The organism is Planococcus lenghuensis, assembly GCF_001999905.1.
Lineage (GTDB): Bacteria > Bacillota > Bacilli > Bacillales_A > Planococcaceae > Indiicoccus > Indiicoccus lenghuensis.
This window is the reverse complement of the sequence record NZ_CP019640.1, coordinates 2226784-2241259: the sequence shown is the minus strand read 5'-3', so window position 1 is coordinate 2241259 and position 14476 is coordinate 2226784. Positions and strand designations below refer to the sequence as shown.

Below are 14476 nucleotides of genomic sequence, written 5' to 3'. Positions count from 1 at the left end.
TTCGGATGGAAAAGATCAAGTGTCAGTGCGGACACCAAAATCCGCCTGGAACGAATCTGTGTGCATCCTGCGGCAGACCGCTGACAGAAAAAGAAAAACACCAGAAACTGGCTGATATGCGGTATGAAGGAACGGCGCGCCGGTCCCAGACGTACAATAAATCAGTGGTTGATAAAATCTGGAATTTTTTCTCGAGCGTCAAAGTCGGGATTGGAATCATCATCGCTATCCTGGTGGCGGCATCGATCGGCACCATTCTGCCCCAGCAGCTGTTCACTCCGGCATACAGCCAGGGAGCAGATGCAGTGCGGGAGTACTATGCGGATGTCTATGGAACTTTTGGCAGCATTTATCATTTTCTTGGATTTCATGACCTGTACAGCTCTTATTGGTTTCAGGCACTTATCGGCATGCTCGGCATCTCGCTGATCATCGCCAGCCTCGACCGCGGGGTTCCGCTGTATAAATCGCTGAAAAAGCAGCGTGTGCTCCGGCATGAAAGTTTCATGAAGCGGCAGCGTCTTTTTGGTGCTGGTACATCAGGAAGCCCCGACGCGCTCCGACAGGCGGAAAAGAAACTGAAAGATATGCGCTACAACGTCAGAACCGATAAAAACGGATTGCTGGCGGAAAAAGGCCGTTTTTCCCGGTGGGGTCCTTATGTGAATCATATCGGCCTTATCATCTTCCTGATCGGGGTGATGTTCCGTATGCTTCCAGGTTTCTATGTTGATGAACAGATGTGGATCCGGGAAGGGGAAACGCGGGCGATCCCTGGGGCAGATGGCTATTATCTGGCCAGTGAAAGTTTCAAGGTTGAGACTTATTCAGGAGAAGGCGATGAACAGGTTTTCGAGGATGCATTAAATGAAGTCGGGACAGTCGTGAAAAACTATCAGACGAATTCAATCCTTTACAAAGTGCCGGAAGGCAGTCCGCCTGGTTCAACGGAAAACCTGGAGGAGGTCAAGGAATATCCCATTCAGGTCAATGAGCCGCTCAAATTCGATGGATATGCTGTCTATCAGATGGACTTCCGGCTGAATGAGCTGAAATCGATGACATTTGCGCTGACCAATAAAGAAACAGAGGAATCACGGGGAGAACTGACGGTTGATCTGGACAATCCTCAGCGTGTGTATGAGCTGGAAGATGGATCAACAGTCGAATTGCTCGGTTATTATCCTGATTTCTCCGGATTCGCCGAAAACGGTGCACCGGAGACAGCGACTCCGATTCCGAACAATCCGGGCTTTCTGGTCCGGATGACAACGCCGGAAACCCCTGAAGGGGAAACGAGCTTTATTGTGATCCGGGAGACGATCGAGCCATTCGGCGACAATGAATACAAGCTCACATTCCAAAGTGCCGATACACGAAATGTTTCCGGGCTGACTGTCCGGAAAGATGAAACGCTGCCGATTCTCATACTTGGCGGAATCATTTTCATGATCGGTGTAACCCAGGGTATGTACTTTAATCACCGGCGCATCTGGATTCAGGAAAAGCCGGACGGTACGCTCCTCGTAGCGGCCCATACCAACAAAAACTGGTTCGCGCTTAAAAAAGAGCTGGATCAGATGACAGAGACTGCCTCTCTTCCGGGATACACAGATCAGCAGGAAGCCGGCAGTCCGGCGAAAAAGGAAGGTGAGAAACAGTATGACGTTAGTTGATTTGAGCAGCAATCTGCTGCTTGCGGCTTTTTTTGCCTATTTGATCGGCACCCTGCTGTTCGGCGGTGCCGTCCGGGGGAATAAGCAAGGGGAATACACGTCTGAGAACCGATGGGGGAAAGTGGCCATCACGGTCACTGTTCTCGGTTTTCTTGCGAATTTAGGGTTTTTCTTCACAAGATGGATGGCCTCCGGGCACATTCCGCTCAGTAATATGTTTGAATTTACAGCGGCGTTCGGCATGATGCTGGTCGGCGGGTTCATCCTGATCTATTTCCTTTACCGCACGGCTGCACTCGGCATGATCGTATTGCCTGTTGCATTGTTGATCATTGCGTATGCCAGCATGTTCCCGCGGGACATCAGCCCGCTCATCCCGGCGCTCCAGAGCTACTGGCTTCCGATCCATGTCTCTACAGTGGTCATCGCGGAAGGAATCCTTGCGATTTCAGCGGGAGCGGGATTGATCTATTTGCTGAAGAACATCGACATGAAGAAAAAGTCGAAGCAGCGGCTTTGGCTGGAAGTTCTCATGTATACGCTGTTCCTGGTTCTTGGTTTCGTAGCGGTCAGCTCTTACTTTAACCTGACCGGGTATGAAGCGGAATTCAATTATGTGAACAAAGAAGGCGCGGAAGATTCCGTTGTTTATGAAATGCCGGCCTTGTTCGGCATGAACGAATCAGTGGCCGTGACACAAGGTGTGCTGGAACCGTTCGTTGAAGTGCCTGCAATTATCAATGGCGCGAAACTGACAACTGTTGTTTGGTCCTTGCTGATCGGCACCCTGCTGTACTGGTTCGTCCGGCTGATCGCCAGACGCCGCATTGCTGAAATGGTGCAGCCGCTGGTACGGAACACCAACTCCCAGCTCATGGACGAAGTAGGGTACCGTTCCGTGATCATCGGTTTTCCGGTGTTCTCACTCGGCGCGCTGATTTTCGCGATGATCTGGGCGCAGGAAGCCTGGGGCCGGTTCTGGGGATGGGATCCGAAAGAAGTATGGGCACTCATCACATGGCTGTTCTATGCTGCTTACCTGCACCTGCGGCTTGGCAAAGGCTGGCAGGGTGAAAAATCAGCCTGGCTTGCCGTTATCGGTTTTGCGATCATCATGTTCAACCTGGTTGCCGTGAACCTGATCATTGCCGGCCTCCATTCCTATGCTTAATCCTTGAAGCCTTTTCCTTTCCGGGAAAAGGCTTTTCATTTATTTTTATCTTGGTTCATGTAAAATACAGGTATGAGCTGAAAGTTGGAGGGGAAATCATGTCTGAAGAAATTACGATACTGGTTGTGGATGATGAAGAACGAATTCGTCGTCTGCTGAAAATTTACTTGGAACGGGAAGGCTATACAGTCGAAGAAGCCGGAGACGGAGCTGAAGCCTTGGAGATGGCGCTTGCAAAAGACTACCACTGCATCCTGCTGGATCTTATGATGCCGGAGAAAGACGGAATTGAAGTGACGGAGGAATTGCGTGAAAAGAAAACGACGCCGATCATCATGCTGACGGCAAAAGGGGAAGAAGCGAACCGCGTGCAGGGATTTGAGACCGGCGCGGATGACTATATTGTCAAACCGTTCAGCCCGCGGGAAGTCGTGCTCCGGGTCAAAGCGCTTCTGCGCCGCTCAGCAGGCTCCGTGCCTGTAGCAGGAACGGCGGTTTCAAAAGAGCTGGTCGTGTTTCCGCACCTCACCATCGATCACGATGCACACCGCGTGACAGCAGACGGCAAAGAAGTGAACTTGACGCCGAAAGAATACGAATTGCTGTATTTTCTTGCGAAATCACCGGACAAAGTGTTTGATCGGGAGCATTTGCTCAAAGAAGTCTGGCATTATGATTTTTTTGGGGATCTGCGGACAGTGGATACGCACGTGAAGCGATTGCGGGAGAAACTGAACCGGGTTTCTGAATCAGCCGCCAAGATGATTGTGACCGTCTGGGGCGTCGGCTATAAATTTGAGGTCGTCAATGAATAGAATATGGAATAGCGTAGTCGGGAAGCTGTGGTTAACCATATTGCTTCTCGTTTCGTTTGTTCTGTTCATTGCAACTGTTTTGCAGCTTGAATTCCTGGAGAATTATCATAGTGAGCAGATTCGGGAATCACTCACACAGGAGGCGGAAACCATCGCCCAACTGTTCCGGGAACATGAAGGGGAATCGATGGCATTTGAAGTGATTCCGAGTATTCTGGATGAAGATACCAATGTGGTGGTTGCGCAGCAGCCGGATGAAGTGACATACTACATTCATGAAGGACTGAACAGTGAGCGGACACGTGAGCTGATATTGGAAGAACCGGCATTTCAGGAAGTGTTCGAGACTGACCAGACCGTCGTAAAAGAACTGATTCTGCCATCGCTTCAGGATGAGAACATGCTGGAATCATTCATTGTGCTTGCCAGTCCGCTGGAAGCGGAAGAAGCCGTTCACGGGACGGTTTTCATCTATCAGTCGCTGGATGTGATGCAGCAGACGACAAGAGAAACGACGAATACCGTCTTTTTATCTGCATTCATCGCCTTCATTCTGACGACGATTTTCGCATTTTTCCTGTCCACCCGAATCACATCACCGCTCCGGAAGATCCGGGAAGGTGCGATGGAACTCGCAAAAGGTAATTTCGAAACGAAAGTGCGGGCGACATCGAATGATGAAATCGGACAGCTTGCTGTAGCGTTCAATCAGATGGGCAGACAGCTGAAGCATCACTTGGAAGTGATCAGCCAGGAAAAAGAACAATTGTCGAGTATCCTGACTTCCATGACGGATGCGGTAATCACGTTCAATCAGGACCGCACCATCCTTGTCAGCAATCCGCCGGCAGACCAGCTGATCCGGGAATGGTTTTACAGCCGCGGGGCAGACGAGGAATTCCTGATGCCATCTGAAATGCTCCACATGCTCGATTATGTACTGGAGCAGGAAGAAGAATTGGATGAAGAGCTGGAAATGGAAGGCATCTATTATGCCATCACAATCAGTCCGCTCTACAGCGGAGAGTCGGTCCGGGGCGCTGTGGCGGTTCTCCGTAATATGACAGAACAGCATCGGCTGGAAAAGCTCCGTTCGGATTTCATCGCCAATGTCTCGCATGAATTAAGAACGCCGGTTCAGATGCTGCAGGGCTACTCGGAGGCAATTATGGATGATATTGTCGAGACGGAAGAAGAACGGCGGGAAGTGACGAAAATCATTTACGAAGAATCACACCGCATGGGCCGGCTCGTTTCGGATCTGTTGGACCTGGCCCGTCTGGAGTCCGGCCATATGCGGCTGTACCGCAACCCGGTGGCGGTGAAACCGGCGATCGAGCGAATGACGATGAAATTCGCCCAAGCGGCCCGCGAGCAGGAAGTCAGACTATCATTCAATTCGCCGCTCAGTGATCAAGTGATTGCCGAGATGGATGAAGACCGCATCGAGCAAGTGATGACCAACTTGATTGATAATGCTATTCGGCATACGCCGCAGGGGGGAGACGTGACAATAAGCGTCACGAAGGAACAGGGCTTTGCGAAAGTGGCGGTTGCTGATAACGGCATTGGCATAACAGTTGAGGATCTGGAATATGTTTTCGAACGGTTTTATAAGGCCGATAAAGCGAGGACCCGCGGAAAAGGCGGAACCGGTCTTGGCTTGGCGATTGCCCGTAACATTATTATTGCGCATGATGGGAAAATCTTTGCAGAAAGTGCGCTTGGAGAAGGAACCGTATTTTCTTTTATACTGCCGCTTAAAAAGCTGTAACTAAAGCGGCTGGCTGTACGACTAATCCACTGAACGGAGGGAGTGCATGAATGACTCCGTTTTTCACCGGCTGTATGATGAGTATCATCAAGACGTGTTTCAATTTCTTGTTTATCTCGTGAAAAACCGGCACATTGCAGAAGATTTGATGCATGAAGTGTATATACGGGTGTTCAGGGCTTATGACCGCTTTGAAGGCAAAAGCTCGGAGAAGACCTGGCTTTTTTCGATTGCCAAAAATGTCGCGATCGACCATTTCAGAAAGATGGCAGTGCGCAAACGCCACGCCCAGGATTTTTTTGACTGGGAGACACAGCAACTCGTCTCTGCGGAACGAATGCCGGAAGAAGTGACGGAACTGAACGAAGATAAACAGTATTTATATGAAATGCTGGATCAATGCACAGGCGATCAGAAAATGGTCATCCTCCTGCGTTTTTTTCAGGATTTGTCCATTGCGGAAACCGCGGAAGCGCTCGGCTGGACAGAAGGGAAAGTGAAAACCGTCCAGCATCGGGGAATTAAAGTGCTGCGTGAAAAAATGAACGCGGGCGAAAGGGGTGGCTCGGATGGCACATAATGAATGGGATGACGATCGCATTGAACAGCTGCTCCGGGAATTTCCGAAAATTGAAGACCACCGGCCGAAAGAAGAAGTTCAAAGGCGGCTTCAAAGAGAAACAAAACCGCCAAAAAGGCAGACGCATTGGATGCCCGCTGTCGTTGCGGCAGCGGCATTCCTGACCTTGGGCATCCTGTTGGCTTCTTTCCTCGGCCGGGAAACCAATTTTGAAACGGCCGGAATGGAAGAAGCGGAACTTGTGGAAGAAGAGGCTGCCCTCGATAACGGCGGTGAAGAAGCGGCCGTTGAGGAAGAGGCTGTAATGGAAGAGGAAGCAGTTGAAGAAGCGGCGACAGCTGAAGGAGAAGGAATGGCAGAAAGTGCGGAAATGGCTCCATTGGCAGAGGACGTTCGCACAGCCGTCTATCCTGGAGACTTGGAAGGTTATGAACTACTGTCACTCGGACTGACAACCGAAGCATTTGTTGTTCCGGTTTCAGTGCTTGTTCCGTCCGAGCTGCTCGACGGCACGGAGCCGGAAATTGCTGCCTTGTATAATGCCTTTGCAGCTGAAGTGGATGAAGAAGCGCTGGGATTCGATGATTATCATCCGTATCCCGGCACGATTGCATCAGAAGACGGAACAGTCGTGCATGAGCTGCCGGCTGATCACGAGTTCGGGCTTTCATCAGCCACTGCTTCCGTCTATATGGCGAGTCTGCAGGAAACCTTCCGGGAGGCCGAGCAGATTGAAGTGATAACAGAAACAGGTGAGCAGGCGGAAATTGACCCGATCGGACCTGTGGAGCCGATAACCGGCGGGGTTGAAGGCGCAGCTTATTTTGTCTTCACGGCAGCAAACGGGGAAATGTACTTGGCGCCGGATTACGGCTCCGGCTATAGTTCTGCTGTTGAAGCGCTCACCGCACTTCAGGAAGCACCGAGCGATCTGCTGGCATCTCCGATTCCGGAGGACATTGCATACGCAGTAGAGGAACAGGCGGGAACAGTGATTGTCACATTTGCTGAGCCGCTGGATCTTTCTCTTCTCGATGAGACGGAAATCGCCAGACTTTTTGAAAGCCTTGCACTGACAGCCGGCTCATTCGGCAATGAAGTCAGGGTGGTGAATGTGTTGCAGGACACTTGGATGAATTATGATCTCTCACTGCCGCTTGAACCACCGGTTGCACCGAACAAAGTGCTATGGATTCCATGATGAAAGTTCGGGCAGTTTCAAAAACCGTTCTGCTGCCGTCCGGCCGGACGGCAGGTTTGAAAATAAAATGGAAGCCCTGTAAGCATTTCTGTTTACAGGGCTTCCATTTTTATTTAAGATTAAGATAATTACACCGCGGAAGCGGTTAAAAAAATAGTCGATTCATCTTCGGGGCAGGGTGCAATTCCCTACCGGCGGTAATTGGAGCAGGTTCTGCTTCATCAGCCCGCGAGCCGCAAGGCAGGATTTGGTGCGATTCCAAAGCCGACAGTACAGTCTGGATGGGAGAAGGTGAAGGTGCGGATGTATGCCGTTTTTCCAATCCGGCATGCTGAATTCAGTGTGCCTGTTCTCCCTTAAGCGTTTTAGCTTAAGGGTTTTGTTTTGGGCGGATACAGTTCGAGCCTTTCTTCTTGATGAATCAAGTGAGGAGAGAGGATTATGAGAAACAAGAAACTGCAGTCGATGCTGGTCATTGGAATGTTATCGAGCATTTCGTTCATCCTGATGCTGTTTAATTTTCCGCTTCCGGCGTTGCCGTCATTTCTGAAAGTGGATTTCAGTGATGTGCCGGCGCTGATTGCTGCAATTACGATGGGACCGGCAGCCGGCATCCTGGTTGCTGCATTCAAAAATGTGCTGGACTGGCTGCTATCCGGCAGCCCTACAGGCGTTCCGGTCGGGCATTTGGCAAATTTTACAACGAGTCTGCTTTTCATTCTGCCAGTCTATGCAATCTACCGGAAAGCGTCCAGTCTGCGCGGCCTTGGTTTTGGTCTTGTAGCCGGCACGTTGTCGATGGCTGTCGGCATGAGTATTCTAAACTTTTACGTCTTCCTGCCGATGTATACGTATTTTCTGAATATGCCGGAAATGACAGGGAGCGCACTTATTGAAAGTGTTGTACTCGGAATCTTGCCATTCAATGTTATTAAAGGCCTCCTGCTGACCGCGGCCGTTATACTCTTGTTCAAAAGCATGCAGCCATGGATTGAAAAGCAGCGCGCGTTATACAGTCAGTGAACAATTTATGAACAATAACGAAGAAATATAAAAAGCCGGGAAACCGGCTTTTTTTGCTGGGGAATAATCAGTGTCCAGGCATTATTCTGCTTGTTCTTTATTGAGTGTATGGGTTGCTATGACAGGTCATAAGAAAAGCCGGAAGCACCATGCTTCCGGCAGACTATCAGTCTTCAAATTTAAGCGGATCGCCGTCAAACGGAGCGTCTTCCACCTTGATGGAATCGGTCGGACAGCCCTCAAATGCATCCATCATGTCTTCTTCGAGTTCATCTGGCACTGGGGTATTCCCCATGTTATCATCAAGGATAACAAAGGCGATTCCTTCGTCATCGTAATCATAAATGTCTGGTGCAGCTGCACCGCACGCTCCACATGCAATGCATGTATCTTTATCAACTATTGTATATTTAGGCATAGCTATCCTCTCCTTTAAGTAATCCCCGGACACGCTCCGCAGAGCTATCGTATTTATTCTAATCATGTTTACTGAGCATTTCAACCAATAGATGTCTGGAGGGACGGAAGTTGTCATTTGAAGAAGCGATCTTGGCCATAATGAAGAAGCTGAATGGGCAGCGGACAGTGTCCGCGCCCTATCACGTGCTGAAAGGAAAAAAGTCCGGTCAGACCATTCAGGATATCGGTTATTTCAGCCTCCATCCTTTTTTTGGTGTCATGCCGGCGCTGAAAAAAGAAAAGTACGATGAAGCGGTCGCCGCACTGCGGTACAGCGGCTTTATCGGAGAAGCGGACAAGCAGATCCGGCTATTGGCCGGAGGAGAGAAGTTGGCGCTTCCCGAACATCATTTTAACGGCTGGAAGTATCAGGGGCGGGAGCGGCTCTTTTTTGCCCGGTTGTCGCTGGTTATTCAAACGCTGTCACATAAGCATCAGGGCATCCGGGTGTTCGACCCGGTCCAGAACCGGACGGATATTCAGCAATGGGTGAAGAAGTACCTGATGGATACAACCTATGCTGCACCGGAAACATATAAAGCGTTCAAAGAAGAAATGGAACGAAGTTTAGGGGCCGCTGCGACCGGCGATGACGGGAAATCGGTGCTGTTAGGCCGGTTTTCCGGCTATGGGATCAGCGGTCAGACGTGGCAGCAGATGGCAGCAGAGCGCGGCTGTTCGGAAATGGATGTCCGACTGGCAGCGACTGAGACTCTGCATAGCTGGCTTGACGAAATCAGTGATGGTGATTACCCGCTGCTGATTCCGTTTCTTGAAGATGTAATCCGGCGTTCGGCGCTGACCGATTCCACACGACGGACAATCCATCTGTTTAAGGAAGGACATTCGATGGAGGAGATCGCTGCGATCCGGCGGCTCAGACCGAGCACGATCGAAGATCATTTCGTCGAAATGGCCATGAATGATCCGGCGTTCGATGTCACGCAATTCATGAAGCGGGAAGATTATGACCGGGTATCCGCGGTGAGCCGGGGAGCTGATACAAAACGTTTGCGGGATATAAAAGAACAGCTTCCGGACTTGAGCTATTTTCAGATCCGGCTCGCGCTGTCTGCGAAAGGGGGAGAAACATGAACCTTGAACAATTGCTGGAAGACAAATACGGCTACAGATCTTTCCGTACCGGGCAAAAGGAAATAATCAGCGAAGTGCTGAACGGCCGCGATGTGCTGGCATTGCTCCCCACCGGCATGGGCAAGTCGCTCTGTTACCAGCTTCCCGGTCACGTGCTCCCAGGCAGTGTGCTGATTGTGTCACCTTTATTGTCATTGATGCAGGATCAAGTCGCCCAGCTGAAAAAAATGGGTGAAAAAAGCGTCGTGGCGATTAATTCATTTTTAAAAGCGGAAGAAAAAGAGCAGATCTGGCAGGCGATCGGCGACTACCGGTTCATTTTCATATCTCCTGAAATGCTGCTGCAACCGCAAGTGATCCGCCGATTGCAGCGAATCACAATTGCCCTGGTTGTAGCGGATGAAGCACATTGCATTTCGCAATGGGGATTCGATTTCCGCCCGGATTACCTGCGGATTGCCGAAGTGCTTCCGGCGCTCGGTGCGCCGCAAGTGCTCGCTCTTACAGCGACTGCGACCAAAAAAGTGGAACAGGATATCCGGCACTACCTGCAGCTGGATGATCCGGTCATCTATATCCATCCGATGGACCGAAAAAATATCGCATATGACTTAAAAAATTTCCGGGACGGGGAAGAAAAACGGGAATGGCTGCTGGCATTTGCTGAAACGTATGAAGGGCCCGGTATTGTCTATGCAGGTACCCGCCGGAAAGCGGAGGAACTGGCCGGAATTCTGACGGATAACGGACTGCCGGCAGCTTTCTACCATGGCGGAATGGAACAACAGGACCGGATCTTCATTCAGCAGCAATTCCAGAACGGGGAAATCAATTGGGTCTGCTCAACGAATGCGTTCGGCATGGGAATTCATGTGCCGAACGTCCGGCACGTCATTCATTTTCAGATTCCGACTGCAATTGAAGAATTCGTACAGGAAGTCGGTCGGGCTGGCCGGGACGGGCTCCCGGCACTGGCGACACTCCTGATGGCTCCCGGTGATGAAAAGCTGATGCAGGCGCTGCTGATTGATGAGCTGCCGACCCGGCATGAAATCGAAGCGGTTGCTTCAGACAGTGCCGGCCGGGTGGATTTAGTGGAAGCCGGCATTGTCCGGGAAACTTCCTACCGCGTCATCCGATATTGGCTGGGCCGGATGACACCCGAACAAACCATTGTTCAAATTGAACGGCTGGCTGAAGATAAATTGATGAGAGCCGCCAGTATGACGGGTCTTGCAGAGAGCGGAAAATGTCTTCGGGCGTATATTCTCGGATATTTTGACCAGCAATTACAGGAACATCCAGAGAATTGCTGCCTCTGGTGCGGCATTGATTATGAGCCATATCCGTTGAGAACAACTGAGTCGGAAGAATCGGAAAGTTTGCACTGGCAACAGCGGCTAAGCAGACTGCTGCCGTAATTTTTTGACTATGCTGGCATTTACAACCGGGATATTTTTCGTCATAATAGAACTATCAGATTAGATAGGAGCAAAATAGATGGGGAACCGAAAGTACCGAAAACCGATTGACAGATATCAGCCGCCGACGCCTATGGATACTAAAAAATCGCCGTCGCGGACTGCCCGCCGGCAAGCTGGAAAAGGATCCGCAGCGAATCATGAGCAGCGAAATGCAGGGGCGAGCAGAGGCGGACGTCTTCTGTCTGTTTTGTTTTTTGTCTTTATCTTTCTTCCTGTGTTCGCTGTCTTTTTGTACGTCGCTGTTATCTATAGCCCTGACGAGGAAAAACAAATCAGCGTCAGCAGCAGTAATGAGGTAAGCTTTCAGGAAAATGCCAAACCGATCACGCCCCTTGTTATTCCGGATGAAGAGCCTGCTGAGGAAGCGCCGGAAGAACCAGCCGCTGAACCGGCGGCAGAAATAACGGAAGAGGAACCTGAAGCTGTGCAGGAAGTGGAGCCGGCGGAAGAGCCTGCTCCGGAAAAACCTGCGGAGCCGGAACCTGAAGAACCGGATGCGCCCCAGCAAATACATACTGTTCAAAAAGGTGAAACACTTTACCGGATTGCAATCAGTTATTACGGCACGAGTACAGCAGTCGACCGGATTATGCAGGCGAACGGCATGAATACACCGGATCTGTCGATTGGTGAAACGCTTGTGCTGCCGAATTGAAAAAATCAGCAAACAATAATACCAATCCATGACAGACAATGGGCTAGCAGTGATAACTGGAGGCGATTTAGATGTTTGTGAAAAGTGTAATGGTCAAGCGGGAGAAGTGTTTTAAGCTCTCGCCGGCTGATTCGGTTCAAAAAGGAATCGAGTTGCTGGAAAAGCATCAGATCGATGCCCTCCCGGTAGTTGAAGGAAATAAATACAAAGGAATTTTCACTTGGTATCATGCATACCGGGCGCATTTTGAATCCGGCCTGGACAAAGAGGAGTTCTTGAAGACGGTACGGGCGGCAGATATTCTGGTCAATCAGGACGTTCATTTGACTGTCAATGCGGTATACGAAGAAGCCCTTCTGAAATTGAACAATTTTCCGATCATTGCAGTGGTTGACGGAACCGAATTCCTTGGAATTGTGACACGTTATGATGTGATGAACCAGCTGCAAAGCGCATTCGGCAATCAGCGGAAAGGGGTCCGGATTTCATTTACTTCCGCTGAAACTGAAGGCCGGATTGCACGGCTAGCCGATATCATCGATAAATTTCATGAGTCGGTCATCTCGCTTGTTACATTCGATGAGACTGATAAGCTTGTCCGGCGAATCGTGTTGAAAGTTGAGAAAAAGAACAACATCGACCGTTTTCTGAAAGAACTGGGCAAAGCCGGGTTCCGTGTGCTTGACATAACTGAAGATTAACAGGTAAAAAGGTAAAGCGACGCTTTACCTTTTTTTGCTTAGGAGAGATTAGAGATGTTTAAGAGAATTGCGCTGACAATCATTGCCGGCGGAACGGGCCTCCTTGCCCGTATGTTCTGGAATGCGTTTCACGCCACCCAGAAATATGAAGTTTTTGAGTTGAAGGCCCCCCGGCAGTTTGAGCCTTTTCGGATGCTGTTCATTTCAGATATCCACCGGCGGAAACTCCAGCCCGGATTTGCTGAAGGAACGCCTGATATAATCATCATTGGCGGAGATCTGGCAGAAGGCGGAGTGCCTCCTGAGCGGGTTCGGCACAATCTGGAAGTGCTTGCAGCCATGGCTCCTGCATATTTCATCTGGGGCAATAATGACAGAGAGCTGCGGGAACAGAAACTGCGGCGCATGTTCGCCGAGACAGGAGTGACCATTTTAGAGAACGAATCAGTCAATCTGTTCGGAAATCCTCACCTGAAACTGATATCGTTTGATTATTTTGCATTCAAACGGAATGGATTACAGGAAGCGTTCAAGGGTGTTGATGAGCAGGATACCGTGATATTCCTGTCCCATACGCCGGAAATCTTTGATCATGTTCAGAACCGTTATCCTGTCCATCTTATGGTTGCAGGCCACACCCATGGCGGTCAAATCCGGCTGGGGAAATATGGGCTTTATGAAAAAGGGAAGACTGAAACGACCAATGGCGTCATCCGGCTTATTTCAAACGGCTATGGTACGACGCAGCTGCCGTTGCGCCTCGGAGCTGAAGCGGAATTTCATCTGCTGACCATCCGGCCGACGACTGAAGCTGCTGGCGCAGAATAATAAAAGAAATAATGCAAGAAACAGGAGCTGATTGAATGGAGACGGCAGATGCCATCGTGATCGGCGGAGGCCCGTGCGGACTTGCGGCAGCGATCGCTGTCCAGGACATCGGTCTGAAGCCGGTCATTATTGAAAAAGGAAATATTGTCAATGCAATTTATCATTATCCGACCCACCAGACGTTTTTTAGCACGAGCGAGCGCTTGTCGATTGGAGATATCCCGTTTATCACAGAAAACCGGAAGCCGAAGCGCAGCCAGGCACTTGTCTATTACCGAGAAGTAGTAAAGCGGAAAGCATTGGATGTGCGTGCGTATGAAGAAGTCCAGACTGTCCGGAAGTCAGACGGTCTGTTTACCGTCAAAACGGCGAAAGGCAGTTACCGGACGCCGTATGTGATCATTGCCACCGGCTATTACGATCATCCGAATCCACTTCCGGTGCAAGGGGCGGATCTGCCGAAGGTCAAGCATTATTTCAAGGAGGGACATCCGTATTTTGAGCAGGATGTCCTTGTGATCGGCGGTAAGAATTCCGCGGTCGACGCAGCAATCGAGCTCCATAAAAGCGGGGCGCGTGTGACCGTATCATACCGCGGGGAAGAGTATTCCAGCAGTGTGAAACCATGGATCCTTCCTGAATTTGACGGATTGGTGCAAAAAGGTGAAATCGGAATGCATTTCTGCTCGGAAGTCGAGAGAATTACAGAAAGCGAAGCCATCCTGTCAGTTGCGGGCGACCGGTTGACTGTTCCGAATGACTTTGTATTTGCCATGATCGGCTATCATCCGGATCACCGCTTCCTGAAAGAAATGGGAATCGGGATCGATGAAACAACCGGCAGACCGCTTCATGACGAAGAAACGATGGAGACCGGAGTGGACAATCTGTTTATCGCCGGTGTGATTGCAGCCGGAAATAACGCAAACGAAATTTTCATCGAAAATGGCAGATTCCATGGTGGCCAAATTGCAGACGCAATAGCTAGAAAGAGGAATCTGAATGAAAGTTAGT

Annotated in this window: 14 protein-coding genes and 1 riboswitch; of the genes, 13 read left to right on the top strand and 1 reads right to left on the bottom strand. The window is 50.2% G+C overall.

Going from position 1 to position 14476, the window contains the following annotated elements:
• The first annotated feature begins 5 nt into the window (after window positions 1-5).
• The 7 genes from B0X71_RS11555 to B0X71_RS11525 all read left to right on the top strand — a co-directional run bounded on the left by B0X71_RS11555 (window position 6) and on the right by B0X71_RS11525 (window position 8240).
• On the top strand, window positions 6-1676 hold the full coding sequence (locus tag B0X71_RS11555) for a cytochrome c biogenesis protein ResB (RefSeq protein WP_077589553.1): 1671 nt from the start codon (window positions 6-8) through the stop codon (window positions 1674-1676).
• Window positions 1663-2847, top strand: coding sequence for a c-type cytochrome biogenesis protein CcsB (gene ccsB / locus B0X71_RS11550; protein WP_077589552.1), 1185 nt, complete (start codon window positions 1663-1665; stop codon window positions 2845-2847). The genes B0X71_RS11555 and ccsB overlap by 14 nt, the downstream gene beginning before the upstream one ends.
• 98 nt (window positions 2848-2945) lie before the next feature.
• Window positions 2946-3662, top strand: a complete 717-nt coding sequence (locus B0X71_RS11545; RefSeq protein ID WP_077589551.1) for a response regulator transcription factor — start codon at window positions 2946-2948, stop codon at window positions 3660-3662.
• Window positions 3655-5436, top strand: coding sequence for an ATP-binding protein (locus B0X71_RS11540; RefSeq protein WP_077589550.1), 1782 nt, complete (start codon window positions 3655-3657; stop codon window positions 5434-5436). Before B0X71_RS11545 ends, B0X71_RS11540 begins: the two co-directional genes overlap by 8 nt.
• 46 nt (window positions 5437-5482) lie before the next feature.
• On the top strand, window positions 5483-6016 hold the full coding sequence (sigX, locus tag B0X71_RS11535; protein ID WP_077589549.1) for an RNA polymerase sigma factor SigX: 534 nt from the start codon (window positions 5483-5485) through the stop codon (window positions 6014-6016).
• Window positions 6006-7217, top strand: a complete 1212-nt coding sequence (locus B0X71_RS11530) for a hypothetical protein (protein WP_077589548.1) — start codon at window positions 6006-6008, stop codon at window positions 7215-7217. Before sigX ends, B0X71_RS11530 begins: the two co-directional genes overlap by 11 nt.
• 160 nt (window positions 7218-7377) lie before the next feature.
• Window positions 7378-7514, top strand: a riboswitch (FMN riboswitch).
• A gap of 144 nt (window positions 7515-7658) precedes the next feature.
• Window positions 7659-8240, top strand: coding sequence for an ECF transporter S component (locus tag B0X71_RS11525; protein WP_077589547.1), 582 nt, complete (start codon window positions 7659-7661; stop codon window positions 8238-8240).
• Window positions 8241-8406: 166 nt separating this feature from the next.
• On the opposite strand, the gene B0X71_RS11520 is transcribed toward B0X71_RS11525, so the two are convergent.
• Window positions 8407-8658, bottom strand: a complete 252-nt coding sequence (locus tag B0X71_RS11520) for a ferredoxin (protein WP_077589546.1) — start codon at window positions 8656-8658, stop codon at window positions 8407-8409.
• Window positions 8659-8768: 110 nt separating this feature from the next.
• Here B0X71_RS11520 and B0X71_RS11515 point away from each other — a divergent pair, with 110 nt between their 5' ends.
• The 6 genes from B0X71_RS11515 (at window position 8769) to B0X71_RS11490 (ending at window position 14475) form a co-directional block, all read left to right on the top strand.
• Entirely contained in the window at window positions 8769-9794 is a 1026-nt protein-coding gene (locus tag B0X71_RS11515) for a YpbB family protein (protein WP_077589545.1), read from the top strand.
• Entirely contained in the window at window positions 9791-11215 is a 1425-nt protein-coding gene (locus tag B0X71_RS11510) for a RecQ family ATP-dependent DNA helicase (RefSeq protein WP_077589544.1), read from the top strand. Before B0X71_RS11515 ends, B0X71_RS11510 begins: the two co-directional genes overlap by 4 nt.
• A gap of 79 nt (window positions 11216-11294) precedes the next feature.
• On the top strand, window positions 11295-11933 hold the full coding sequence (locus B0X71_RS11505) for a LysM peptidoglycan-binding domain-containing protein (protein ID WP_077589543.1): 639 nt from the start codon (window positions 11295-11297) through the stop codon (window positions 11931-11933).
• Between the two features lie 71 nt (window positions 11934-12004).
• Complete coding sequence (locus tag B0X71_RS11500) at window positions 12005-12634, top strand: CBS domain-containing protein (RefSeq protein ID WP_077589542.1); 630 nt, start codon at window positions 12005-12007, stop codon at window positions 12632-12634.
• 54 nt (window positions 12635-12688) lie between these two features.
• Window positions 12689-13462 carry a metallophosphoesterase gene (locus B0X71_RS11495; protein WP_077589541.1) on the top strand — a complete coding sequence of 258 codons (774 nt, stop codon included), beginning with the start codon at window positions 12689-12691 and terminating at the stop codon, window positions 13460-13462.
• A 35-nt stretch (window positions 13463-13497) separates the two neighbouring features.
• The gene (locus B0X71_RS11490; RefSeq protein ID WP_077589540.1) at window positions 13498-14475 is read left to right on the top strand and encodes a YpdA family putative bacillithiol disulfide reductase; all 978 of its coding nucleotides are present in this window, start codon (window positions 13498-13500) and stop codon (window positions 14473-14475) included.
• Window position 14476: the final 1 nt, after the last annotated feature.

Excerpts from the sequence above, each read along its gene's own strand:
- B0X71_RS11530 (WP_077589548.1), top strand. The coding sequence starts at position 6,006 with ATGGCACATAATGAATGGGATGACGATCGCATTGAACAGCTGCTCCGG.
- B0X71_RS11510 (WP_077589544.1), top strand. The coding sequence starts at position 9,791 with ATGAACCTTGAACAATTGCTGGAAGACAAATACGGCTACAGATCTTTC.
- sigX (WP_077589549.1), top strand. The coding sequence starts at position 5,483 with ATGAATGACTCCGTTTTTCACCGGCTGTATGATGAGTATCATCAAGAC.
- B0X71_RS11495 (WP_077589541.1), top strand. The coding sequence starts at position 12,689 with ATGTTTAAGAGAATTGCGCTGACAATCATTGCCGGCGGAACGGGCCTC.
- B0X71_RS11525 (WP_077589547.1), top strand. The coding sequence starts at position 7,659 with ATGAGAAACAAGAAACTGCAGTCGATGCTGGTCATTGGAATGTTATCG.
- B0X71_RS11545 (WP_077589551.1), top strand. The coding sequence starts at position 2,946 with ATGTCTGAAGAAATTACGATACTGGTTGTGGATGATGAAGAACGAATT.
- B0X71_RS11540 (WP_077589550.1), top strand. The coding sequence starts at position 3,655 with ATGAATAGAATATGGAATAGCGTAGTCGGGAAGCTGTGGTTAACCATA.
- B0X71_RS11490 (WP_077589540.1), top strand. The coding sequence starts at position 13,498 with ATGGAGACGGCAGATGCCATCGTGATCGGCGGAGGCCCGTGCGGACTT.
- B0X71_RS11555 (WP_077589553.1), top strand. The coding sequence starts at position 6 with ATGGAAAAGATCAAGTGTCAGTGCGGACACCAAAATCCGCCTGGAACG.
- B0X71_RS11505 (WP_077589543.1), top strand. The coding sequence starts at position 11,295 with ATGGGGAACCGAAAGTACCGAAAACCGATTGACAGATATCAGCCGCCG.
- B0X71_RS11520 (WP_077589546.1), bottom strand. The coding sequence starts at position 8,658 with ATGCCTAAATATACAATAGTTGATAAAGATACATGCATTGCATGTGGA.
- B0X71_RS11500 (WP_077589542.1), top strand. The coding sequence starts at position 12,005 with ATGTTTGTGAAAAGTGTAATGGTCAAGCGGGAGAAGTGTTTTAAGCTC.
- ccsB (WP_077589552.1), top strand. The coding sequence starts at position 1,663 with ATGACGTTAGTTGATTTGAGCAGCAATCTGCTGCTTGCGGCTTTTTTT.